General features: G+C 70.1%; 26 protein-coding genes. 20 read left to right on the top strand and 6 right to left on the bottom strand.

Going from position 1 to position 23780, the window contains the following annotated elements; translation table 11 throughout:
- Positions 1-71 precede the first annotated feature (71 nt).
- Positions 72-1472: a mannose-1-phosphate guanylyltransferase/mannose-6-phosphate isomerase gene (locus tag FXO19_RS09765; protein WP_149194906.1), complete on the bottom strand. Its 1401-nt coding sequence runs from the start codon at positions 1470-1472 to the stop codon at positions 72-74.
- A 202-nt stretch (positions 1473-1674) separates the two neighbouring features.
- Between FXO19_RS09765 and murU the strand changes: the two genes are divergently transcribed.
- Positions 1675-2400: an N-acetylmuramate alpha-1-phosphate uridylyltransferase MurU gene (gene murU / locus FXO19_RS09760; protein WP_149194905.1), complete on the top strand. Its 726-nt coding sequence runs from the start codon at positions 1675-1677 to the stop codon at positions 2398-2400.
- Between the two features lie 179 nt (positions 2401-2579).
- Here murU and hda read toward each other — a convergent pair whose 3' ends face one another.
- The 3 genes from hda to FXO19_RS09745 are packed head-to-tail and all read right to left on the bottom strand — an operon-like array spanning position 2580 to position 5573.
- Complete coding sequence (gene hda / locus FXO19_RS09755) at positions 2580-3305, bottom strand: DnaA regulatory inactivator Hda (RefSeq protein WP_149194904.1); 726 nt, start codon at positions 3303-3305, stop codon at positions 2580-2582.
- Positions 3302-4465 (bottom strand): AI-2E family transporter, encoded by a 1164-nt coding sequence (locus tag FXO19_RS09750; RefSeq protein WP_149194903.1) that lies wholly within the window; start codon positions 4463-4465, stop codon positions 3302-3304. Before FXO19_RS09750 ends, hda begins: the two co-directional genes overlap by 4 nt.
- 7 nt (positions 4466-4472) lie before the next feature.
- Positions 4473-5573: a DUF2066 domain-containing protein gene (locus FXO19_RS09745; RefSeq protein ID WP_149194902.1), complete on the bottom strand. Its 1101-nt coding sequence runs from the start codon at positions 5571-5573 to the stop codon at positions 4473-4475.
- A 181-nt stretch (positions 5574-5754) separates the two neighbouring features.
- Here FXO19_RS09745 and purM point away from each other — a divergent pair, with 181 nt between their 5' ends.
- Genes purM through FXO19_RS09725 form a run of 4 tightly spaced genes read left to right on the top strand, consistent with a single transcriptional unit; the run spans position 5755 to position 8973 of the window.
- Positions 5755-6795 carry a phosphoribosylformylglycinamidine cyclo-ligase gene (purM, locus tag FXO19_RS09740; protein WP_149194901.1) on the top strand — a complete coding sequence of 347 codons (1041 nt, stop codon included), beginning with the start codon at positions 5755-5757 and terminating at the stop codon, positions 6793-6795.
- Between the two features lie 9 nt (positions 6796-6804).
- Positions 6805-7488, top strand: a complete 684-nt coding sequence (purN, locus tag FXO19_RS09735; RefSeq protein ID WP_255516371.1) for a phosphoribosylglycinamide formyltransferase — start codon at positions 6805-6807, stop codon at positions 7486-7488.
- A gap of 10 nt (positions 7489-7498) precedes the next feature.
- Positions 7499-8248: a DUF3108 domain-containing protein gene (locus FXO19_RS09730; protein WP_149194900.1), complete on the top strand. Its 750-nt coding sequence runs from the start codon at positions 7499-7501 to the stop codon at positions 8246-8248.
- Between the two features lie 2 nt (positions 8249-8250).
- Complete coding sequence (locus FXO19_RS09725) at positions 8251-8973, top strand: DUF3108 domain-containing protein (RefSeq protein ID WP_149194899.1); 723 nt, start codon at positions 8251-8253, stop codon at positions 8971-8973.
- 28 nt (positions 8974-9001) lie between these two features.
- Here the strand turns inward: FXO19_RS09725 and murA are convergent, their stop codons facing one another.
- Positions 9002-10261, bottom strand: a complete 1260-nt coding sequence (gene murA / locus FXO19_RS09720) for a UDP-N-acetylglucosamine 1-carboxyvinyltransferase (RefSeq protein WP_149194898.1) — start codon at positions 10259-10261, stop codon at positions 9002-9004.
- Positions 10262-10327: 66 nt separating this feature from the next.
- Positions 10328-10558 carry a BolA family protein gene (locus FXO19_RS09715; protein WP_149194897.1) on the bottom strand — a complete coding sequence of 77 codons (231 nt, stop codon included), beginning with the start codon at positions 10556-10558 and terminating at the stop codon, positions 10328-10330.
- 125 nt (positions 10559-10683) lie between these two features.
- Here FXO19_RS09715 and FXO19_RS09710 point away from each other — a divergent pair, with 125 nt between their 5' ends.
- The 15 genes from FXO19_RS09710 (at position 10684) to FXO19_RS09640 (ending at position 23719) form a co-directional block, all read left to right on the top strand.
- Positions 10684-11682, top strand: coding sequence for a KpsF/GutQ family sugar-phosphate isomerase (locus FXO19_RS09710; RefSeq protein WP_149194896.1), 999 nt, complete (start codon positions 10684-10686; stop codon positions 11680-11682).
- A gap of 36 nt (positions 11683-11718) precedes the next feature.
- On the top strand, positions 11719-12270 hold the full coding sequence (locus FXO19_RS09705; RefSeq protein ID WP_425481463.1) for a KdsC family phosphatase: 552 nt from the start codon (positions 11719-11721) through the stop codon (positions 12268-12270).
- Positions 12267-12827, top strand: a complete 561-nt coding sequence (gene lptC, locus FXO19_RS09700) for an LPS export ABC transporter periplasmic protein LptC (RefSeq protein WP_149194894.1) — start codon at positions 12267-12269, stop codon at positions 12825-12827. Before FXO19_RS09705 ends, lptC begins: the two co-directional genes overlap by 4 nt.
- Complete coding sequence (gene lptA / locus FXO19_RS09695) at positions 12808-13326, top strand: lipopolysaccharide transport periplasmic protein LptA (protein WP_149194893.1); 519 nt, start codon at positions 12808-12810, stop codon at positions 13324-13326. Before lptC ends, lptA begins: the two co-directional genes overlap by 20 nt.
- Complete coding sequence (gene lptB / locus FXO19_RS09690) at positions 13326-14045, top strand: LPS export ABC transporter ATP-binding protein (RefSeq protein WP_149194892.1); 720 nt, start codon at positions 13326-13328, stop codon at positions 14043-14045. The genes lptA and lptB overlap by 1 nt, the downstream gene beginning before the upstream one ends.
- A gap of 93 nt (positions 14046-14138) precedes the next feature.
- Positions 14139-15551, top strand: a complete 1413-nt coding sequence (locus FXO19_RS09685) for an RNA polymerase factor sigma-54 (RefSeq protein WP_149194891.1) — start codon at positions 14139-14141, stop codon at positions 15549-15551.
- A gap of 136 nt (positions 15552-15687) precedes the next feature.
- The gene (gene hpf, locus FXO19_RS09680; RefSeq protein WP_149194890.1) at positions 15688-16014 is read left to right on the top strand and encodes a ribosome hibernation-promoting factor, HPF/YfiA family; all 327 of its coding nucleotides are present in this window, start codon (positions 15688-15690) and stop codon (positions 16012-16014) included.
- Between the two features lie 35 nt (positions 16015-16049).
- Complete coding sequence (locus FXO19_RS09675; protein WP_149194889.1) at positions 16050-16508, top strand: PTS sugar transporter subunit IIA; 459 nt, start codon at positions 16050-16052, stop codon at positions 16506-16508.
- Positions 16509-16536: 28 nt separating this feature from the next.
- Positions 16537-17496, top strand: a complete 960-nt coding sequence (hprK, locus tag FXO19_RS09670) for an HPr(Ser) kinase/phosphatase (RefSeq protein ID WP_149194888.1) — start codon at positions 16537-16539, stop codon at positions 17494-17496.
- Positions 17493-18368: an RNase adapter RapZ gene (rapZ, locus tag FXO19_RS09665; protein ID WP_149194887.1), complete on the top strand. Its 876-nt coding sequence runs from the start codon at positions 17493-17495 to the stop codon at positions 18366-18368. Before hprK ends, rapZ begins: the two co-directional genes overlap by 4 nt.
- Before the next feature lie 210 nt (positions 18369-18578).
- Complete coding sequence (locus FXO19_RS09660) at positions 18579-18971, top strand: PTS sugar transporter subunit IIA (protein WP_149194886.1); 393 nt, start codon at positions 18579-18581, stop codon at positions 18969-18971.
- An 81-nt stretch (positions 18972-19052) separates the two neighbouring features.
- On the top strand, positions 19053-19322 hold the full coding sequence (locus FXO19_RS09655; protein ID WP_149194885.1) for an HPr family phosphocarrier protein: 270 nt from the start codon (positions 19053-19055) through the stop codon (positions 19320-19322).
- 103 nt (positions 19323-19425) lie between these two features.
- Entirely contained in the window at positions 19426-21144 is a 1719-nt protein-coding gene (ptsP, locus tag FXO19_RS09650) for a phosphoenolpyruvate--protein phosphotransferase (RefSeq protein WP_149194884.1), read from the top strand.
- Between the two features lie 265 nt (positions 21145-21409).
- Positions 21410-22771, top strand: coding sequence for a magnesium transporter (gene mgtE, locus FXO19_RS09645; protein ID WP_149194883.1), 1362 nt, complete (start codon positions 21410-21412; stop codon positions 22769-22771).
- 117 nt (positions 22772-22888) lie between these two features.
- A complete protein-coding gene (locus FXO19_RS09640; RefSeq protein ID WP_149194882.1) occupies positions 22889-23719 on the top strand; it encodes a carboxylesterase family protein in 831 nt (276 codons plus the stop codon).
- Positions 23720-23780 lie beyond the last annotated feature (61 nt).

Here is a 23780-nt window from a genome sequence, read left to right as displayed (position 1 = left end):
GCAGCGCATCGGCGGTGCGTGCTAAACCCCGGTGAGCGTGCCGTTTCTCCGGACGGAATCGCGGAACATGCCTACGAGCGGCCGTACACGTCCTCGTAGCGGACGATGTCGTCCTCGCCCAGGTAACCGCCGGACTGCACCTCGATCAGCTCGAGCGTCTCCGCGCCGGGATTCTCCAGCCGGTGCTTCGCGCCGAGCGGGATGTACGTCGACTGGTTGGCGTACAGATCGAATACATCGTTGTCGCGGGTGACGCGCGCAACGCCGCGCACCACGATCCAGTGCTCGGCCCGGTGCTTGTGCGACTGCAGCGACAGCCGCCCGCCGGGCTTGACCTTGATCCGCTTGACCTGGAACCCATCGTCGGCGTCGATCGAGTCATAGCTGCCCCAGGGCCGGTGCACCTCGCGATGCAGCACCGCATGGCTGCGCTGGTCCGACTTCAGCCGCGCCACCACCTCCTTGACCTGCTGCACCTTGTCCTTGCGCGCCACCAGCACCGCGTCGTCGGTCTCCACCACCACCAGGTCGTCGACGCCGACCAGCGCGACCAGCCGCCGCGCGTAGGCGTAGCTGTTGCGGCTGTCGACCGCGATTACGTCGCCGTGGTGGGCGTTGCCATCGGCGTCCTGCTCGCTGACCTCCCACAGCGCCGACCAGGAGCCGACATCGCTCCAGCCGATGTCGACCGGCAGCACCTTGGCGTGACCGGTCTTCTCCATCACCGCGTAGTCGATCGAATCCGACGGGCAGCCGGCGAACGCTTCGCGGTCGAGCCGCACGAAGTCGCCGTCGCGTGTCGCCGCATCGAAGGCCGCGCGCACCGCCGCCAGGACATCCGGCCGGAACTGCTCCAGTTCCCGCAGGTAGCCCGATGCCCGGAACAGGAACATGCCACTGTTCCAGTAATAGTCGCCACTGTCGAGATAGCCGCGTGCGGTCGCGGCATCGGGCTTCTCGACGAAGCGCAGCACGTCGCGCACGCCTTTGCCCGGCGCGGCCTGGATATAGCCGAACCCGGTTTCCGGCGTGTCGGCGACGATGCCGAACGTCACCAGCGCCCCCGCTTCGGCGGCCGGCAGCGCCTGCTGCACCGCCGCGCGGAACGCATCGGCGTCGCGTACGACGTGATCCGACGGCAATACCAGCAGCACCGGATCGTCGCCACCGGCCATCGCCTGCAGCGCCGCAGCGGCGATCGCCGGTGCGGTATTGCGCCCCGTCGGCTCGAGCACGATGGCCGGCGTCGGCGCACCGGCCTGCCGCAGTTGCTCGGCGGCGAGGAAGCGGTGCTCCTCGTTGGCGACCACGATCGGCGCGGCGCCGCCCAGCGGCGCCACCCGCGCCCAGGTCTCCTGCAGCATCGTGTCCTCGCCCGCCAGCGGCAGGAACTGCTTGGGATAGGCCTCGCGCGAGAGCGGCCACAATCGTGTGCCGGAACCGCCGGACAACAGCACCACCTGCAGGGTCATCGCGACACCTCGCTGAAACAGGCTCGGGAGTTTACCCTGTGCCGCACGAGCGGCCGCCGCCGCGTGGAGAATGCATGCAGATCATCGATGCGATCCTGGCCGCGGCCGATGTCCCTGTCGCGCGGAGCTCGCGCCGTTGCGCCACTCTCCGGACCCGGGCTCTGCCCGCCTGTCCGGCATCCGCCGCCGCAGGTTCTCGCGCATGAAGGCATTGATTCTGGCCGCCGGCCTCGGCGAACGCATGCGGCCGCTGACCGATGCCACGCCGAAGCCGCTGCTCGCGGCCGGCGGCAAGCCGCTGATCGTCTGGCACCTGGAACGCCTCGCCGCCACCGGTGTGCGCGAGGTGGTGATCAATACGTCGTGGCTGGCGAAACAGTTCCCCAAGGCGCTCGGCGACGGTTCGCGATGGAACCTGCGGATCCGCTACTCGCACGAGGGCGATACGCCGCTGGAAACTGGCGGCGGCATGTGGCACGCGCTGTCGCTGCTCGGCAATGCGCCGTTCATCACGGTCAACGGCGACATCTGGACCGACTTCGATTTCGCGCGGCTGCCACGGCGGCCGGCCGGCGACGCGCACCTGGTGCTGGTCGACAATCCGCCGCACCACACGCGCGGCGACTTCGCCCTCGCCGACGACGGCGACGTACTCGACGACGGCGATCGCCGGCTCACCTTCGCCGGGATCGGCATCTACCGCGCATCGCTGTTCGACGACTGGCGCCGCACCATCGGCACTGCACCGGGTGCCGACGCCGATCCGCCGCGCTTCAAGCTGGCGCCGCTGCTGCGCGCGGCGATGGCGGAGGGCCAGGTGACCGGCGAGCACCATCGCGGGCATTGGACGGACGTCGGCACGCCACAGCGGCTGGCCGAGCTGGACGAGATGCTGGGGGTAACGGCTGGTCCGAGGAGTGAGGAGTGAGGAGTGGGCGTAGCGGCTTCTGGTCGTCATCCCAGCGAAAGCTGGGATCCATTTCGATCTCAGTCGTTGCCCTCCAGCAGCCGACAATCGAACAACACCTGCTCGACCGACCTTAGCCTGAGGAACGCCGCCGCAAAGGCGAGCAAGGACGCGCGCGTCCCGTCCCTCGATCCCACTCCCTACTCCCTTCCCCCCAGCACCTGCCGCAGGAACGGCACCGTCAACCGCCGCTGTGCGGCGAGCGAGGCGCGGTCGAGCCGGTCGAGTAGCGCGGTCAGGCTCACCAGGTCGCGATCGACGCGCTTGAGCAGCCAGTCGATCGCGGCATCGTCGAACATCAATCCGCGCCGCTGCGCGCGCACGCGCAGCACCTCGCGGCGCCCGGCGTCGTCGAGCGGCGCCAGCACGATGCGAACGCATTGCGACAGGCGCGAGCGCAGGTCCGGCAAGGTCAGCGGCAAATCCGCGGGGAGCGCGCGCGCCGCATACAGCACCGCCTTGTCGGCGTCGTGCGCACGGTTGTGGAAATCGAACAGCGCGAGCTCGTCGTCACGATGGCCGGCCACGGCGTCGAGCCCGTCCAGCGCGATCAGGTCGTAGTCGTGCAGCGACTGCAGCGCCTCGTGCAGGCGACCGGCGGCGCTGGCCAGCGGCAGGTAGGCCGCGCGCCGACCGTGCACCTCGGCCGTGGCGCAGGTCGCCAGTGCCAGGTGGGTCTTGCCGGTGCCCGCCGCACCCGACAGGTAGCACCAGTCGCCACCGGCCGCGGCGGCCAGTGCGCGCAGCGGCGGCAATACCGCTTCGGACGCCGGGACGAACGCTTCGAAGCGCTGGTCAGGCGGGCAGCGCAGCGCCAGCGGCAATTGCCCGCCGTCGCGGCCGGGACCGTCGCGACGCGGGCTCACGCCTGCGGCGGCTCGCTGCGCCCGTCCTCGCCTTCACCCCCGGCCGGCTCGCCGATCACCAGGCCGGCAGGCGCGCCGGCGTACAGCTGGCTCTCGCGATAGCGCTCCTGCGCGAAGCCGATCAGCACGTTGGCGACGGCGGCGACCGGCAGCGCCAGCAGCATGCCCACGAACCCGAACAGCTGCCCGCCCGCCATCACCGCGAAGATCACCGCCACCGGATGCAGGCCGATGCGGTCGCCGACCAGGCGCGGGGTCAGCACGTAGCTTTCGAGCAGCTGCCCGGCGACGAACACCACCGAGCCCAGGATCAGCAGTTGCCAGTCGATCCCCTGCTCCTGGACCAGCGCCGCCAACAGCATCAGCACCGCGCCGACGGTCGCGCCCAGGTACGGCACGAAGCTGATCAGCCCGGCGATCAGGCCCACCAGGATCCCGAGCCGGAGCCCGATCGCCTGCAGTCCCACGGCGTAGAACGCACCTTGCGCCAGCATCACCATGAACTGCCCGCGCAGGAAGCCACCGAGCACGTCGTTGGACTCGCGCGCCAGTCGCGTCACCGTGGCCAGGTGATCGCGCGGCACCAGCGCGGCGACCCGCTCGACCAGGCGATCCCAGTCGCGCAGGAAGTAGAAGGTCAGGATCGGCAACAGCACCAGGTTGACCATCCAGGTGAGGAACGCGAAGCCGGAGCGCTGCACGTAGCCGAAGAAGGTCGCGGCGATGCCGCCGGCCTGCTGCCAGTGCTCGCGCGCCAGCTCGATCAGGCTCTGCGGGTCCAGCCAGGTCGAGATCTCAAACCCGGTGCGCTGCTCCACCCACGGGATCGCCGTCTGCATGAACCATTCGCGGTAGCTCGGCAGGGTGTCGATCAGGGTGACGATCTGCTCCTCGAGCATCGGCACCAGGATCAGCAACGCCAGCACCAGCAACAGCACCATCAGCGCGAACACCAGCGTCACCGCCACCGCGCGCGAGCGGCCGCTGCGCTCGATCCGGTCGACCAGCGGGTCGCCCAGCCAGCCGAGCAGCGCCGCCAGCACGAACGGCGTCAGGATCGGGCCGAGCGCCAGCAGCAGCCAGAAGACCACGGCCAGCACCAGGCCCCACTGCAGCCGCTTGAGGAACAGCGCGATCGCCGCGCCGGCAGGTTCGCTCATGGCGTGGTCACCGGACCAGCCGGAAGACCGGGGTGCCGGTCTGCAGCGGCGCCTCGACCTCCATCAGCACCCGCTCGTCGACGAGCCGGCGGAAGCCCGGCAGTCCGGTCAACAGCTCGAGTTCGAACTCGACGCCGTCGGCGGTCGCCCGCACCGGCGTGATCCGGCGCACGACCGACAGGCCCTGCAGATGGCCCGACAGGCGGATGAAATCATCGCTGCTGCCGATGCCGACGAAGGCAACCCGGTAGCTGCCGGTCGGCCCGGCTTCGCTGGCCCGCGCGTAACGCTCGACCAGGGCATCGGCAGCACCGTCGGCGCCGGCCGCCATGGCGATGCGCGCATTGGCATCCTCGCTCGACCATTGCGACAGCACGCGGCCGTTGTCGACGAAGGTCCAGTCGGCCTTCCAGCCGCCGTCGGCCCGGTAGAGCTTGCCGATCAGCTGCATCGGCGGGCTGTAGCGTGCCGACAACCGCGCCACGGCGCCGCTGTCGCCACGCCAGATGGCACCGACCGCGGCCTGCTCGGCGGCGCTGCCGCGCGGCAGGCCGAGGCGGTAGCCGCGCTGCTGCGCCCGGCTCAGGATCGGCCGCACCACGTTGTTCTGGTTGAGATTGACCAGGCGTGCGCCCTTGCCGTCGTCGATCGCCAGCCACAGCACCGGTTTGGGCCGTGGTTCCGGCCAGATCGGCAACCCCAGCGCAGCGGCCACGGCGTCCACCGCATCCTCGTCGAAGCGCACCACCAGGGTCGTCTCGAAGCTCGGCGCGCCGCTGGCGGAGACGCCCTCGTCCTGGCGATAGTCGTACCCCTCCACGTAGTCCCCGGCGCGACGCAGCTCCTGTGCGACGCCGGGGCGGCTGGCCGCGGTGCGATCGCCGGACAGCTTGGCCAGCACCTGCGCCAAGGCCCGGCTGAAGCCGGCCTTGCGCTCCGCCTCGCGCTGGCCGTTGACCCGGACCTCGGCCTCGTACATGCCCTGCGCCTGGGCGGTGTCGCCCTCCACGCGCTGGGCCGCTGCCTGGCCGGCGGCGAGCAGCCCGACCGCCAGGAGCCAGCCCGTCCACCGCTTGATCCGTTTGGTTGGCTTGCTGGCCTGCGGCATTCCTCGTCCTTCGCTGCGACAACGGCGGAATGGTGCCACAAAGCGCGAGAAACGAGTGGAGAGGAACGAGAAACGAGAGCGGCGGTTCCGGCCTGTCGCGTGCTTCTTTCCTTTCTCTCCACTCGTTCCCCCGCTCCTGCGCAGGCTAGAATCATGTTTTTGCCCCTGCAGGCCCGCGTCCGTGACCGCCCCCACTCCGCTCACCTACCGCGACGCCGGCGTCGACATCGATGCCGGCAATGCGCTCGTCGACAGGATCAAGCCGCTGGTCAAGCGCACCTTCCGCCCCGAGGTGATGGGCGGACTCGGCGGCTTCGGCGCCCTGTTCGACCTCTCCGGCCGCTACCGCGAGCCGGTACTGGTGTCGGGCACCGACGGCGTCGGCACCAAGCTCAAGCTCGCGCAGCAGCTGAACCGCCACGACACCATCGGCATCGACCTGGTGGCGATGTGCGTCAACGACATCCTGGTGCAGGGTGCCGAGCCGCTGTTCTTCCTCGACTATTTCGCCACCGGCAAGCTCGATATCGACACCGCCGCCGCCGTGGTCGGCGGCATCGCGCACGGCTGCGAGCTCGCCGGTTGCGCCCTGATCGGCGGCGAGACCGCCGAGATGCCCGACATGTACGCGCCGGGGGAATACGACCTGGCCGGCTTCAGCGTCGGCGCGGTGGAGAAGTCGGCACTGCTCGACGGCACCGCGGTCCGCGCCGGCGACGTGCTGGTCGGGATCGGCTCCAGCGGCCCGCATTCCAACGGTTACTCGCTGATCCGCCGCATCTTCGACCGCGCCGGACGACCGGCCGAGCTCGATCTCGACGGCACCCGCCTGATCGACGCGTTGATGGCGCCGACCACCCTCTACGTGAAACCGATGCTGGCGCTGCTGCGCGAACACGGCGCAGCCGTGCACGCCATGGCCCATATCACCGGCGGCGGCCTGACCGAGAACATCATCCGCGTGATCCCGGAGGGCCTGGGCCTGACGATCGAGGCCTCCGCCTGGCCGCTGCCGCCGGTGTTCGACTGGCTGCAGCGCGAGGGCGCGGTGGCACGCGAGGAAATGTGGCGCACCTTCAACTGCGGCATCGGTTTCGTGCTGGTCGTGCCGCCGGAGCAGATGGCGCCGATCGGCGCCGCACTCGAAGCCCAGTCGCTGCCGCACTGGCGCATCGGCGAGGTGATCGCGGCTGCCGGCGACGACCGTGTCCGCATCGGCTGAGGACGCGTCTTGTCCGGGCTCGCCGTCTCCGATGCCGGACGCCGCCGCATCGCCGTCCTCGCTTCGGGCCGCGGCAGCAACCTGCAGGCGCTGATCGATGCAATCTCCGCCGGAACGCTCGAGGCCGAACTGGTCGGGGTGTTCTCCGATCGCGCCGAGGCCGGCGCGCTGCAGCGCGCGCGCGCCGCAGGCATCGACGCTGTCGCACTCGATCCGAAGGCGTTCGCCTCGCGCAACGCCTTCGACGCCGAGCTGTTCGCGCGCATCGATGCCGCCCACCCCGACTTGATCGTATGTGCCGGTTACATGCGACTGCTGGACGCGGCCATGGTCGACGCCCGCCCCGGCCGCATGATCAACATCCATCCATCGCTACTTCCCGCGTTCAAGGGCCTGCACACCCATCGGCGCGCGCTGGAGGCGGGCGTGTGCGAACACGGCGCCAGTGTGCACTTCGTCACCGCGGACCTGGACGGCGGGCCGGTGATCGCGCAGGCGTGCGTACCGGTACCGGTCGGCGACGACGAGACGGCGCTGGCGGCACGGGTGCTGGCGCGCGAGCACTCACTGTTGCTCGAGACCGTGCGCTGGCTGGTCGAGGGCCGGATCGTCCTGCATGAACATCATGTTCATCTCGACGGCCGCGTGCTCGACACACCGCTTCAGCTGACAGCCAACAACCGCTTTGCATGATGGCGTCCATATGAATGCCGTTTCCCTCATCGCCGCACTGCTGCTGTCCCCGGCATTGCCTCCCCTGCCTGCCCTGCCTCCCCTGCCCCCCGCGCAGGCCGAGACGCTGGAGCCGTTCGTCGCCACCTACGACGCCTGGTACCAGGGCAAGCCCGCCGGTGACGCGACCATGCGCCTGGCCCGCCGCGATGGTCCGCAGTGGCAGCTGGACCTCGACATCCGCGGCCGCCGCGGCCTGGTCGGCATCGCCCGCCTCAACGTCGGGCAGAGCACGGTGTTCAACGTCGAAGCCGCCGGCGACCGCTATCGCCCGCTCAGCCAGAGCACGGTGCGCAAGGCGCTGTTCTTCGGTCGCAAGATCACCGGCACCTACGACTGGGAAGCGGACGTTGCGCAGTGGACTGGCGACGTCAGCAAGCGCCGCCGCGATCCGGTGGCGCTGCGCGAGGGCGACATGAGCGCGCTGCTGATCAACCTGGCCATCATCCGCGACGCCGAACCCGGCAAGACCTTGCAATACCGCTTCGTCGACAACGGCCGCGCCCGCGATCACGTCTACCAGGTCGCCGAGGAACCGGAAATCATCGAGGTCGGCGAACTGAGCTACAACGCCTTGCGCGTTTCACGGGTCGAGGACGACGACGACGAGACCATCGTCTGGGTCGCCCGCGGCGTACCGACGCCGGTACGCATCCTGCAGCGCGACGAGGACGGAGACGGCGTCGATTTGCGTCTGATCGAATATCAAGGAGCAGAGTGAGCATGAGCATCCAATCCCGCACCCCGACCTTTTCGACGACGCACCGGCTGCTGATGGCGGCGGCGCTCTGCCTCGCCAGCACCGCCAGCTGGGCGCTGGAGCCGTTCTCCGCCGACTACCGCGCCAACTACATGGGCATGCAGGGCGACGGCAGGATGACCCTGGCGGCCGCCGGCGAAGGTCGCTGGAAATACAGCCTCGAGGTGACCGGCATGGGCGCGCGCCTGTCGCAGAGCACCACGTTCGAGGAAAACGGCGGCCAATGGCGACCGCTGAGCAGCACCGACTCCCAGGGCGGCGAGACCGGCCTGGCGGCGATGCTGGTGAAGAAACGCAACATCGAGGCCAGCTACGACTGGGACAAGGGCGAGGCGCGCTGGAGCGGCGACGTCGACCCGGAGAAGGCCGGCCCGGTGAAGCTGCGCCCCGGCGACATGGACGGCATGCTGATGAACCTGGCGCTCGTGCGCGACGTGGCCGCCGGCAAGCCGCTGAACTATCGCCTGGTCGAGGACGGGCGCGCCCGGCCGCAGAAGTTCAGGATCGACGGCAAGGAAACGATCGACGTCGCCGGCCGGTCGCAGGAAGCCACCCGCGTGATCCGCGAGGATGGCAGCCGCAAGATCACCGCCTGGATCGTCGAGGGCATGCCGGTGCCGGCGCGGATCCTGCAACAGCGCAACGGCCGCGACCATATCGATCTGCAGTTGCGGTCAATCCGGTAGGGCGATAACGGTGGGCCTTGGCCCACCGTCAGCCGATGCGCCGGATGTCCGCGCCCAGCGCCGAGAGCTTGTGCTCCAGGCGTTCGTAGCCGCGATCCAGGTGGTAGATGCGGTCGATGACGGTCTCGCCCTTGGCCACCAGCCCGGCCAGCACCAGCGAGGCCGAAGCGCGTAGATCGGTCGCCATCACCGGTGCACCGCTCAGCTGTTCCACGCCGGTCACCGTGGCGCGATGGCCGTCGATGTCGATGTCGGCACCGAGCCGCAGCAGCTCGTTGACGTGCATGAAGCGGTTTTCGAAAATGTTCTCGTCGATCGTGCCGGTGCCTTCGGCGATGCAGTTCATCGCCATCAGCTGCGCCTGCATGTCGGTCGGGAAGCCCGGGTGCGGCGCGGTGACCAGATCGACCGCCCGCGGCCGCCGGCCGCGCATGTCGGCGCGGATGCGGTCGCCGTCGACGTCGATCGACACGCCCGCCTCGCGCAGCTTGTCGAGCACGGCGGCCACGGTGTCGGCGCGCGTGCGGGTCGCGGTGACGCAGCCGCCGGTCATCGCCGCGGCGACCAGGAAGGTGCCGGTCTCGATGCGGTCCGGCAGCACCTCGTGGGTGCCGCCACGCAGCCGTTCCACGCCACGGATCACGATCCGCGGCGTGCCCGCACCCTCGATGTCGGCGCCGAGCGCCACCAGGCAGTCGGCCAGGTCGACGATCTCCGGTTCGCACGCGGCGTTGTCGATGACCGTGGTGCCCTCGGCGAGGGTGGCCGCCGCCAGCGCGTTCTCGGTGGCGCCGACACTGACCAGCGGAAAATCGATGCGACCGCCGCGCAGGCGTCCTGCACGCGCCTTGATGTAGCCGTGCTCCACCTCGATCTCGGCGCCCAGTGCCTGCATCGCACCGATGTGCAGGTCGACCGGGCGCGAGCCGATCGCGCAACCGCCCGGCAGCGAGACCTCGGCGGCGCCGTGCCTGGCCAGCAGCGGCCCGAGCACCAGTACCGAGGCGCGCATCGTCCGCACCAGTTCGTACGGCGCGACATGGTTGCGCACGCTGCGTGGATCGATCGCGAAGCGACCGCGTTCGACATCATGGCGCACGCCCGCGCCCAGCTCCGCCAGCAGCTTGGCAGTGGTGAGCACGTCGTGCAGGTTGGGGACGTTGCCGATCTCGACCGGGCCGTCCGCCAGCAGGCTGGCGAACAGGATCGGGAGCACGGCGTTCTTGGCGCCGGAGATGGCGACTTCGCCCTCGAGCGGGCGTCCGCCGGTGACTGTGATCTTCTGCATGGCGATGGGCCGATGGCCGGCGTCCGGGGGGAAGAGCGAACGTTCTTCCTGTCCCGGTCCGCGACCTCAGCCGTGCTCCTCCGGCGTCAGCGTGCGCAGCGCCAGGGCATGGATCTCGCCGCCCATCAGCTCGCCCAGGGTGGCGTAGACCATGCGGTGCCGCGCCAGCGGCAGCTTGCCGGCAAAGGCGTCGGAGACCACCAGCGCCTCGAAGTGCACGCCGTCCTCGCCCTGCACCTGTACCCGTGCCCCGGGCAGGCCCTGTTCGATCAGATTGCGGATCGTCTGTGCGTCCAACCGGAAAAACTCCTGCTTAAGCGCGCCTGAGCCCCGAATCCGTGCCAATGGCCGGTTGCAAACCCTCGGAGCGGGAAAGGCATAAAATGAACCGATTAGCCTAACGGAAAGGCCTGCGCTTAGAAATGGCCGCAAACGGAACACAGACCGCCCGCGCCCCGGAGTTCGCCGCCAGCGGCCGCCGCGTGATCGAAATCGAGACCCGTGGCCTGGAAGCCGTCGCCGCGCGCATCGACGGCGCCTTCAGCGCCGCCTGCCGGCTGGTGCTCGACTGCAGCGGTCGCGTGGTCTGCACCGGCATGGGCAAGTCCGGGCATATCGCCCGCAAGATCGCCGCGACCCTGGCCTCCACCGGCACGCCTGCGTTCTACGTGCATCCGGGCGAGGCCGGTCACGGCGACCTGGGCATGGTCACCGATGCCGACGTGGTGCTGGCGCTGTCCTATTCGGGCGAGTCCGACGAGATCCTGATGCTGCTGCCGGTGTTCCGGCGCCAGGGCAACCCGTTGATCACCATGACCGGACGCCCGCAATCGACCATGGCGCTCGAAGCCGACGTGCATCTGGACGTCAGCGTGCCGGAGGAAGCCTGCCCGCTCGACCTGGCGCCCACCGCCAGCACCACGGCCACCCTGGCCATGGGCGACGCGCTGGCGGTCGCGCTGCTGGAGGCGCGCGGCTTCACCGCCGACGATTTCGCTCGTTCGCACCCGGCCGGCGCGCTCGGTCGGCGCCTGTTGCTGCACATCGCCGACGTCATGCACACCGGCGACGACATCCCGTGCGTGGACGAGGCCGCCAGCCTCGGCGACGTGCTGCTGGAGATGAGCCGCAAGCGCCTGGGCATGACCGCGGTGGTCGACGCCGACGATCGCCTGCTCGGACTGTTCACCGACGGCGACCTGCGCCGGACGCTGGCCGACGAGGGCGTCGACGTACGCGCGACCCGGATCGTCGACGTGATGACCCGCACCCCGATCACGATCGACAGCGATGCACTGGCGGTCGAGGCCGCGCGGCTGATGGAGACGCACAAGATCAACGCCCTGCTGGTCGTCGACGGCGCACGCCGCGTGGTCGGTGCACTCAACATTCATGACCTGTTGCGCGCCCGCGTCGTCTGATCCGGGTTCCCCTTCGCACCCCGCCACCCGCCGACCCTGCCGATGCCCGATCTCCCCGACTACCCCGAAGCCCTGCTCGCGCGCGCCGCCAGGATCCGCCTGGCGTGCTTCGACGTCGACGGCACCCTGACCGATGGCCGTCTGCTGTTCGATGCCGAAGGCGGCGAGATGAAGGCCTTCCACGTCCATGACGGGCAGGGCCTGGCGCTGCTGCGCAAGGCCGGCATCGCGGTCGCGCTGGTCACCGCCCGCGCCAGCGCCGCGGTCGAGCGCCGCGCCGCCGAACTCGGGGTGCAGGCGCATTGCGCGGTCGGCGACAAGCGGGCGAAGGTGGAGGAGATCCGCACCCGCCTGGGCATCGACCGCGACGAGGTCGCCTTCATGGGCGACGATCTGCCGGATCTCGCGCCGATGCGCGTCGCCGGCCTGGCCGCCGCACCGGCCAACGCGCACCCCTGGACCGCCGCGCATGCGCACTGGCAGACCCGCGCGCGCGGTGGCGAGGGCGCGGCGCGCGAGCTCTGCGACCTGCTGCTGACCGCGCAGGACCGGGTCGAAGCGCTGATCGCCGCGGCGGCGCCGGCATGAACTGGCGCCTCGCCCTCACCGTGGTGCTGCTGGTCGCCGCCGTCGTCTCCGGCTGGTCGGTCTGGCGGCAGCGCGCCGACGACACCGCGATGGCGCCCGACCAGGGACGTTCCGACTACGTGCTGCACGATTTCGAGTTGACCGCGCTCAACAAGGAAGGCATCGAATCGTTCACCCTGCGCGCACCACTGCTCGAACAACATCCGCAGGACCGCACCATCACACTCGACGAGCCGCTGTTCCTGTTGCCCGAGCGCGGCGGCGGCTACTGGCAAGCACGCTCCAGGACCGGCGTGGTCACTGCAGACCACGACGAGGTCCGGTTGCGCGACGATGTCCGGGTGACCAGCCCCGAAGGCAATCCCCGCCCGGTGACGATGAACACCGAGCAACTGAACCTATACCCCGAGACCGATATCGCCCGCAGCGACGTTCTGGTGACCGTGGAGCAGCCCGGCTCTACAATCCAGGGCCGCGGCCTGGAAGTCGACCTCGCCAGCAAGCGGTACACGTTCAAATCCCAGGTGAAACAACGCTATGTCCCCACGCGCCGCTAGTGCCCTGCTGGTCCTTGCCCTCGCCTTCGCGCTGGCGCCATCGGCGGCGGACGCGCGCAAATCCGATCGCAACAAGCCGATGGACATCGATGCCGGCCACCAAGTGGGCATGCTGGACGACAGCGCACCGACGGTGCTGTCACAGGGCGTGGTCATCACCCAGGGCACGCTCGACATCCGCGCCGACCGCGCCGACATCCACTCGCGCAATGGCGACATCTCCCGCGCGGTCCTGACCGGAACGCCGGCGGTGCTGAAGCAGCAGATGGACGACGGCTCGCCCATGACCGCACGTGCCAGGAAGATCGACTACGACATGGCGACCGAAATCGTGACCCTGACCGGCGACGCCTTCGTCGACCAGCCGCGCGGTTCGATGAAGAGCCAGCGCATCGTCTACAACATGCAGAGCGGGCGCGTGGAGAGTGGCGGCAACGACGCCGGCCGCGTGCAGATGCGCATCCAGCCCCGCAACCAGACCCCGCAGGACGACGGCTGATGCTGGTCGCGGAAGGATTGCGCAAGCGCTACCGCGCGCGCGAGGTCGTGCGCGACTTCGGGCTGACCCTGGACGCCGGCGAGGTGGTGGGCCTGCTCGGCCCCAACGGCGCCGGCAAGACCACCTGTTTCTACATGATCGTCGGCCTGGTGCCGGCCGACGCCGGCCGCATCGAACTGGACGGTCGCGACATCACCAGTGACCCGATGTACCGGCGCGCCCGCCTCGGCGTCGGCTACCTGCCGCAGGAACCTTCGGTGTTCCGCAAGCTCAGCGTTGCCGACAACATCCGCCTGGTGCTGGAACTGCGCGGGGACCTGGACCGCCAGGGCCGCGAAACCGAGCTCGAGAGCCTGCTCGACGAGCTGCAGGTGTCCCATGTCGTCGACCAGATCGGCGCCAGCCTGTCCGGCGGCGAGCGCCGCCGGGTCGAAATCGCCCGCGCGCTGGCGGCGCGGCCGCGGCTGATGCTGCTCGACGAGCCCTTCGCCGGCGTCGACCCGATCTCGGTCGGCGAGATCCAGCGCATCATCCGCCACCTCAAGGATCGCGGGATCGGGGTGCTGATCACGGACCACAACGTGCGCGAGACCTTGGGCATTTGCGATCGCGCGTATATCCTCAACGAAGGCGGCGTGCTCGCGCAGGGGGCTCCGGACGCGCTGCTGGCCAATCCCGACGTGCGTCGGGTCTATCTGGGCGAATCCTTTCGCCTGTAGCCCCGCTGCGCGTCGCTCGTCACGGATGCGTCGAACCGGACCGCCGCGGACCTGTCCGCGCCCGGCCCCGCCGACCGTTCTCTCGTTGGGAAGATGAAGCCACGCCTGCAGACATCGCTGGGACAGCACCTGGTCCTGACTCCGCAACTGCGGCAGGCGCTGCATCTGTTGCAGCTCTCGGCGCTGGAACTGGAGGCCGAGATCGTCAGCGCCGTGGAGAGCAATCCGTTGCTCGACTGGCGCGAGGACGCACCGATCCAGACACCCGCCGCCGATGCCGCGGGCCCCGGAAGCGACGCGACCGCGAATGACGCCGAAGAATTCACGCGCTGGGACGTCGAGGAGTCATGGTACGGCGGCAGCGGATCGGGGCCTGCAAGCGACGACGACAGCGACCCCACCGAGCGCCTGGTGCACACCGAGAGCCTGCGCGAGCACCTGTCGTGGCAGTTGCACCTGAGCCATCTGTCGCGACGCGACCGCGGCATCGGCGAGGCCCTGATCGACGCCATCGACGACGACGGCTACCTGCGGGCGTCGTTCGAGGACATCGCACTGACCCTGCAGCCCGAGCTGCAGTGCAGCGCTGACGAGATTCTTGCCGTATTGCGCCAGATCCAGCGCATGGACCCGGCCGGCGTCGGCGCCCGCGACCTGCGAGAATGCCTGCTGTTGCAACTCGATCTCCTGCCCGCCGACACGCCGGGCCGCGCCCTCGCCGGGCGCATCGTCTCCGAACTGATCGAGGACCTGCCGCGGATCGGCGTCGACGGCCTGGCCGAGGCCCTGTCCTGCGACGCCTGCGAAGCCAGCACCGCCCTGCAGCTGCTGCGCTCGCTCGACCCGCACCCCGGGGCCCAGATCGGCGGCGTGGCCAGCGACACCTATGTCGCGCCGGACTGCGCGATCGAGCGCCACCAGGGCGTCTGGAAGGTCACCCTGGTGGGCGGCCCGCATTCGCGGCTGACCATCCATCGCGGCTACGAACGCATGATCCAGCACGCCAGCGAGGCCGATGCCGGCTACCTGCGCGGCCGCCTGCAGGAAGCCCGCTGGCTGCTCAAGAACGTGCAGGCCCGCGGCGAGACCCTGCTCAAGGTGGCGCGCTGCCTGGCGCGGCAACAGTCGGGATTCCTGGAATTCGGGCCGCAGGCGCTGCGCCCGCTGACCCTGCGCGAGGTGGCGGCCGAGATCGGCATGCACGAATCGACGGTTTCACGCGCGATTGCCCGCAAATACGTCCATACCCCGCGCGGCACCCTGCCGCTGCGCCAGTTCTTCGCCTCCGGCGTGGGCACCGACGGCGGCGGCCAGGCCTCGAGCACCGCGATCCAGCAGATGATCCGCAGCCTGGTGGACGCCGAGAACCCGCACAAGCCGCTGTCCGACGCGCGCCTGGCCGAGGCCCTGAAGGCGGCCGGCATCGCCGTGGCCCGGCGCACCGTGACCAAGTACCGGGAAGCGCTGAACATTCCCTCCTCGCACGATCGCGTGCGTCTGGGCTGAACTGCCGGCCGCCGCCGCGGTCGAACCCTGCGGACATCGCGCCTGCCGTCCGGCTTGGGGTAACCTGTCCCCTGACGCAGCGGCCGGCACCCGCGCGATGCAGTCTTGATCCCACGACGCCCCAGGAGGCTCGCCGATGCGCATCGAAACCCACGGCCACCAGATCGAGGTCACGCCCGCCCTGCGCGATTACGTCGACACCAAGCTGCAGCGACTGTCGCGTCACTTCGAACGCCCCTTCGACGTGCGCACCCAGCTCAGCCTCGACAAGCCCCACCACAAGGCGGAAGCCACCGTGGCGCTGCCCGGCCGGACCCTGCATGCCGACGCCAGTGCGATCGACATGTACGCCGCGATCGACCTGCTGGCCGACAAGCTCGATCGCCTGCTGGTCAAGCACAAGAACCGCATGGTCGACCACCATCGCGGCGAGCACCCCGTGCGCGCAGGCAGCTTCGGCTGAGATAGCGGCGCGATCGCCCGAGACGTTTCACTGCAATGCCCTGCACCGACCTCCTCGCCGCCGACCGGATCGTGATCCTGTCCGAGCCGGTATCGCGCGACGCGTTGCTCGATGTCGTCGCCGGCCTGCTGGGCGCAGGCCCGGCGGATGCGGCCGCGGTCGCCGCCTGCCTGCACGAGCGCGAGCGCCTGTGCAGCACCGGGATCGGCCATGGCGTGGCGGTCCCGCACGCCCGTGGCGGGCGGGTGCCGCTGGGCGCCTTCGTGCGACTGGCGCACCCGATCGCGTTCGATGCCTGTGATGGCGACCCGGTCGACCTGGTGTTCGCCATGCGCGTGCCCGAAGACCACGCCGAACCGCACCTGCAGATCCTCGCCGATCTCGCCGGCTGTTTCGCCGACGCCGGCTTCCGCGAGCGGCTGCGCGCCGCCGCGGACGTAACGGCCGTGCGTGCGCTCCTGCTCGGCGACGCGCGACGGCGGCGCGCGGCATGAGCGCGGCCGGACACGGGGGACCGGGAGCATGAACGCCAGCATCAGCGCGCAGGACCTGTTCGATCACCAGCAGGAGCGGCTGGATCTGCGCTGGCTGGCCGGGCAGCAGGGCCAGACCCGGGTGCTGGAAGCGGTGGAAACGGTGGCGCGGCGACCGTCGCTGGCCGGCTACCTCAACATCATCTATCCCAACAAGGTGCAGATCCTGGGCACCGAGGAGCTGGCCTGGCTGGATGCGCTCGACGCGCGCCAGCGCTGGGAGACGATCGAGAAGATCATGCAGTTCCGCCCGCTGGCGCTGGTCGTCAGCAAGAACCAGAACTGCCCCGAGGACCTGCGCCAGATGGCCGAGGAATCCGGCATCCCGCTGTGGACCTCGCCGCGGCGCGGGCACGAGCTGCTCAACCACCTGCAGTACCACCTGGCGCGCGCGCTGGCGCCGCGGGTCACCCTGCACGGCGTGTTCATGGAGATCTACTCGATCGGCGTGCTGATCACCGGCGAGTCCGGCTCGGGCAAGAGTGAGCTGGCACTGGAGCTGATCACCCGCGGCCATCGCCTGGTCGCCGATGACGCACCGGAGTTCACCCAGATCGCGCCCGACGTGCTCGACGGCACCTGCCCGGAGCTGTTGCAGGACCTGCTGGAGCTGCGCGGCCTGGGCGTGCTCAACATCCGCGAGATGTTTGGCGATACCGCGGTCAAGCGCAACAAGTACCTGCGCCTGATCGTGCACCTGGCCAAGCCGAACTACGATGCGCCGCGCACCGACAACGGCGGCATGGAACGGCTGACCGGCGACCTCGGCTCGCGCCCGGTGCTCGACCTGGAAGTGCCGATGATCACCCTGCCGGTGATGCCCGGCCGCAACCTGGCGGTGCTGACCGAGGCCGCTACCCGTACCCACGTCCTGCGCGCCAAGGGCCTGGACCCGGCGGCCGCCTTCCTCGCCCGGCACTCGCATTTCCTCGAGCGAGGGGCGTCATGACCACGGTCGCTCCGCCCACCCTGCTGATCGTCACCGGCATGTCCGGCAGCGGCAAGTCGGTGGCGCTGAACACGTTCGAGGACCTTGGCTTCTATTGCACCGACAATCTGCCGGCCGACCTGCTGCCGCACTTCGTACGCAGCCTCGGCAGCGGCGACGGCTCGCCGCAGAAGCTCGCGGTCGGCATCGACGTGCGCAACCGCCACCGCGATCTGGCCAACATTCCGGAATGGCTGTCGGCGGTGGCGGGACTCGGCTTCGATCCCAAGCTCATCTTCTTCGACACCGCCGACACGGTGCTGCTCAAGCGCTACGCCGACACCCGCCGTCGCCATCCGCTCAGCCACGTCGGCTTGGCGCTGGCCGACGCGATCGCGCTCGAGCGCCAGGTGCTCAAGCCGCTGCGCTCGCTCGCCGATGACGTGATCGATACCAGCGAACTCAATGTCCACCAGCTGCGCAGGCGGGTGATCACCGAACTCGGGCTCGCCCTCGACAGCTCGCCGTCGCTGCTGTTCGAGTCGTTCGCCTATCGCCGCGGCGTGCCGCCCGACGCCGACTTCGTGTTCGACACCCGCGGCCTGCCCAACCCGCACTGGGATCCGCGCCTGCGCCCGCTGTCGGGGCGCGACGCCGCGGTGCGCGAACACATGGACGAGCAGCCCGACGTCGCCGAATACTACGCGCAGGTCGCCGCGTTCCTCGACCACTGGCTGCCGCGCATGCGCTCGGATACGCGCAGCTACATCACCGTCGCATTCGGCTGCAGCGGCGGCCGCCACCGTTCGGTCTACCTTGCCGAGAAGATGGCCCGGCACGCGCGCGAGCACGGCTGGGAGGACGTGGCGACGTTCCACCGCGAACTGGACTAGGGCCCGTAGGAGCGCGCCATGCGCGCGATGCCGCGGGCGTTGTGCCGCCCGCGAATTGCGGCGACCGGCGCGCCTGCCGGTCCGGAATCGCGGCATCCACCGGATCCGGCCGACACCCGCGGCATCGCGCGCTCCTACGGCCACCGGCCGCAACGGTTCATTGCGCGCGGCCGCTTCCTGCCCGTCACCCGCCTCTGCTAAGTTGTCGGCATGGCCGTCGGACTCCTGCTCGTGACCCATGAAGGCATCGGCACCGCCCTGATCGCGGTGGTGCGGGGCATGCTGCGCAACCTGCCGCTGAAGGCGGAGGCGTTCGAGGTGCCGTTCGAGGCCGATCCGGACGCGATCCTGCCGCAGGCCAGCGCTGCGATGCGCCGGGTCGACGATGGCCAGGGCGTGTTGATCCTGACCGACCTCTACGGCGCCACGCCGAGCAACCTGGCGGCGAAGCTGGCACGGCTGGGCACCCCGGCGCGGCGCGTGTCCGCGCTCAACCTGCCGATGCTGCTGCGGGTCATGAACTACGCCGAGCTGGGCCTGGACGAACTACCGGCGGTCGCCGCCGCGGGCGCGCGCAACGGGGTGATCCATGACGACGCCTGAATCCTGCGCGACCACGGGCGGCGCCGCGTGCGCATCGGGAACGGATGTCCGGCGACCGACCGGAAGCGACGGAGGCCGGACATGATCGAACGCGAACTGGTGGTCTCCAACCGCCTCGGCCTGCACGCGCGCGCCACCGCCAAGCTGGTGCAGGTGCTGTCGGCGTTCCGCTGCAACGCCACCCTCAACGCCAAGGGCCGCGAGGTCAATGCCAAGAGCATCATGGGCGTGATGCTGCTGGCGGCCGGCCCCGGCACGCCGGTGGTGCTGCGGGTCGAGGGCGAGGACGAGGCGGCGGCGGTCGAGGCGGTGACGTCGCTGTTCGAACGACGGTTCGATGAGGACAGCTAGGCCTGTCAATGCTGATGGAATCGACATACGCGCCCTCGTTCTTCCTTGCCCCGCGCGCCCGCAGACCCGGCGCGGCGTGCGCCATAAGCGTTAACAGACCCTGATGCGCCGGACGTTTTCCGGTCACGGCGCATCCCGGGGCAATGCCCTCGGCCGTGCCCGGATCCGTCTGCCGCACGCCCTGGAGGTCTCCGAAGAACACATCCGCGCCGATGCCGTCGAGGCGGAACTCACGCGCCTGCACGACGCGATCACGCAGGTCCGCGGCGAACTGCGCGGCCTGCGCGAACGCCTGCACGGCGCACTCGCGCACGAGGTCGGCGAGTTCGTCGACCTGCATGCACTGCTGCTCGACGACCCGGAACTGCTGCAGGGCCTGGACGACCTGATCCGCAAGGGCCGCTACAGCGCCGACTACGCCCTGCGCCTGCACCGCGACCGCCTGGCCGGCGTGTTCCAGGGGATGGACGACGCCTATTTCCGCAGTCGCCTGGAGGACATCGACCACGTCGTCGGGCGCCTGCATGCGGCGCTGCACAGCCGCGAGGCGGAGCTGCAGGGCGTCGCCGGCGAGATCCTGGTCACCGACAACGTGGGGCCCTCGGAACTGGTGCAGTTGCAGTCGCAAGGCGTGCTGGCGGTGATCACCGCCGGCGGCAGCATGCTGTCGCACAGCGCCATCCTCGCCCGCAGCCTGCACCTGCCGCTGGTGGTCGGCGCACCCGAGGCGCTGCAACAGATCAACGACGGCGACGTGGTCGCCGTGGACGGCGCCGGCGGCCAGGTGGTGGTGGAGCCGAACGCGGCCGACCTGCGCGCCTACCGCGCCCGCGTGCGCGAGGAGCGACGCGAACGCAAGCAGCTCCACCGCCTGCGGCGCGAGCCGACCCGCACCCTCGACGGCGTCGACATCAGGCTCTACGCCAACGCCGAATCACGCGAGGACGTGGCCGAATCGCACGCGCTCGGCGCGGCCGGCATCGGCCTGTACCGCACCGAATTCCTGTTCCTGCAGCGCGAAGGCCTGCCCGACGAGGAAGAGCAGTTCCGCGCCTACCGCGACGCCGTGCTCGGCATGACCGGGCGCATGGTGACGATCCGCACGCTCGATCTCGGTGCCGACAAGAGCGACCGCAGCGGCCTGACCCTGCCGCGGGAACCGAACCCGGCGATGGGTTGCCGCGGCGTGCGCCTGTCGCTGTCACGCGAGGAGGTGTTCGTCAGCCAGCTGCGCGCGATCCTGCGCGCGTCCGGCTACGGCCCGCTGCGGATCCTGGTCCCGATGGTCACCGAGCGCGCCGAGCTCCTGGCGGTCGCCGGCCTGATCACGCGTGTCACGCGCGACCTGCGCAGCGGGGGCTACGAGGTCGCGGAACACATCCCCCTCGGGGCGATGATCGAAGTGCCGGCCGCGGCGATCGCGCTGCCGACCTTCATCGGCGCGGTGGACTTCATCTCGGTGGGCACCAACGACCTGACCCAGTACCTGCTGGCGGCCGACCGCAACAACGAGGCGCTGGGCGAGCTCTACCATCCGCTGCATCCGGCGATGATGCGCCTGCTGCGCAACGTGATCCGCACCGCCAAGGCGCGCCGCAAGCCGGTGGCGGTCTGCGGCGAGATGGCCGGGGATCCCGCCTTCACTCCTCTGTTGCTGGCATTGGGCCTGGAGGAACTGAGCCTGCACCCGGGCACGCTGCTGGAAGTACGGCGCGCGATCCGCGGGCTCGACCTCGGCCGCCTGCGTGCGCAGGCGCCGGCCCTGCTGCGCGCGCGCGACCGCGCCGGCATCGAGAAGTGGCTGGCCGCGGCACGACGATAACCGCCAGGCGCACGGCGTCCGCCCTTTCCTTGCGTAGAGCGGAGCAAGCTTCGCCACGGCGGCTCCAGGGCCGTCGCTCTTGTAGCGCAGAACTTGCTCGGCCAGGTGGGCTCCGGAGCCGAGAGCAGCGGACCAAGCTCCGCCTCTACGGGGCGGCGACGTGCGATCCAGGGTGGGCATATCCGGGCGCAGCGGCGATAATGCGCGCATGAACACCTGACCCTGTCGCGCCTCTGGGGGCACGACGCGCCAACGGAAGAACCGCATGGCCGAAGCCGCCCGCCACGACAAGACCGCGCGCCAGTTGCGTCTGCTCTCCGACGCGCTCGACAGCGGCCGTCTCGGCCCCGTGCGGCGCCTGGTCAACACGCTCTCGCCCGCCGAGATCGGCAACCTGCTCGAATCGTTGCCGCATGCCAAGCGCATGGTGCTGTGGGGCCTGGTCGATCCCGAGGACGACGGCGAGGTGCTGGTCCACGTCGGCGACGAGGTGCGCGAGAGCCTGATCGCGGACATGGATCCGGACGAGATCGTCGCCGCGGTCGAGGACCTCGACATCGACGACCTCGCCGACCTGGTCGATGACCTGCCGGACACGGTCATCGACGAGGTGCTCAAGTCGATGGCGCGCGAGAACCGCGAACGCCTGGAGCAGGTGCTTTCCTACGAGGAGGATACCGCCGGCCGCCTGATGAACCCGGACGTGGTGACGGTGCGCGCCGACACCTCGGTCGACGTGGTACTGCGCTACCTGCGCCTGCGCGGCGAGCTGCCCGAGCACACCGACCACCTCTACGTGGTCAACCGCCGCCACCAGCTGATGGGCTGGGTGGCACTGCAGGACCTGGTGACCTGCGAGCCGAACATGCCCCTCAACCAGCTGATCGACGACGGCCTGACCGCGCTCCACGTCAACCAGTCCGCGCAGGAAGTGGCGCGCCAGTTCTCCGACCATGACTGGGTCTCGGCGCCGGTGGTCGACGACGGCAATTTCCTGCTCGGCCGCATCACCATCGACGACGTGGTCGACATCATCCGCGAGCAGGCCGAGCACCAGGCGCTGAGCGCCGCCGGCCTAGACGAGGAGGAGGACCTGTTCTCGCCGATCCGGCGCGCCGTGCGCGGCCGCGTGGTGTGGCTGGGCATCAACCTGCTGACCGCGTTCATGGCGGCGTTCGTGATCGGCCGCTTCGAGGCGACGATCGAACAGGTCGTCGCGCTGGCGGTGCTGATGCCGATCGTCGCCGGCATCGGCGGCAACGCCGGCGTGCAGGTGCTGACCCTGATGGTGCGCGGCCTGGCGCTGGGCCAGGTGGGCGCCAGCAACGCCGGCATCCTGCTGTGGAAGGAGTCGCGCGTGGCGCTGATCAACGGGCTGTTGATCGGCGCGCTGGTAGGGACGGTCGCCTACTTCTGGTTCCACGACTGGTTGCTGTCGCTGGTCATCGCCGCGGCCCTGGTGATCAACGTCAGTTCCGCCGCGCTCGCCGGCGTGCTGCTACCGCTGTTGCTGCGGCGGATGCGGATCGACCCGGCGGTCGCCGGCACGGTGGTGGTCACCGCAGTCACCGACATCATGGGCTTCTTCAGCTTCCTGGGCCTGGCGACGCTCATCCTGCTGCGCTGACGCGATGCCACAGGCGGCCCCGGCGGCGGTATCGTGTCATTGCGACCGACGGCCGGCGTCGCAACCGGTCAACGCCCTCCCCCGCCCGGCCGGACCCGAATGAACATGGTGACTCCCATGACCCTGGATTCCCAGACGACATCCGCCCAACGCGCCGGCGGCGCCCTCGCCGCCCTGCTGGCGGCCTCCGCGCTGATCGCCCCGCTCGCGGCCTGCGCCGACGACCCGGCGCCCGACCGTGGGCGCTTTCTCGAGCGCGCGGTGGAAGTCGGCGGACAACGCCACGCCTACCGGGTCTTCGTGCCCGCGCGCAGCGCCGGCGGCGAGCGGCCGCCGGTGATCCTGTTCCTGCACGGCTCCGGCGAGCGCGGCAGCGACGGCGACAAGCCGACCCAGGTCGGGCTCGGCCCGCACGTCCGCCGCCATGCCGACGACTTCCCGGCGATCGTGGTATTCCCGCAGGCGCCGGCGAACACCGAATGGAGCGACAGCGCCGCGATCGCCTGGGCGGCGCTGGAGGCGGCGACCGCCGAATTCGATGGCGACCGCGACCGTACCTACCTGACCGGGATCTCGATGGGCGGTTACGGCACCTGGGAACTGGCCTTGGCGCAGCCGCGTCGATTCGCCGCGATCGCGCCGGTCTGCGGCGGTCTCGACGCGCCGCCACAGCGCCCGTCCCTGCAGGTCGAGGCCGTGGCCGGCGAAGCCGATCCGTACGCCGCCGCGGCGCAGCGCCTGCGCGATGTCCCCACCTGGATCTTCCATGGCGCCCTGGACGACCTGGTCCTGCCGGAGCAATCACGGCGCATGGCTGCTGCACTGGAAGCCGCCGATGCGGCGGATGCGCGCTACACCGAGTTTCCGGACGCCAACCACAACAGCTGGGATCCGGCGTATGCGACGCCGGAGCTCTGGCAATGGATGTTCGCCCAGCGCCGGCATTGACGACCTCCCCCGTAGGAGCGCGCCATGCGCGCGATGCCGCGTGACGCATCGGCCCCAGCCA

Source organism: Luteimonas suaedae, assembly GCF_008312895.1.
Lineage (GTDB): Bacteria > Pseudomonadota > Gammaproteobacteria > Xanthomonadales > Xanthomonadaceae > Luteimonas > Luteimonas suaedae.
Note: the sequence above shows the minus strand (reverse complement) of the source record. Positions and strands in the feature narration are given on the sequence as shown.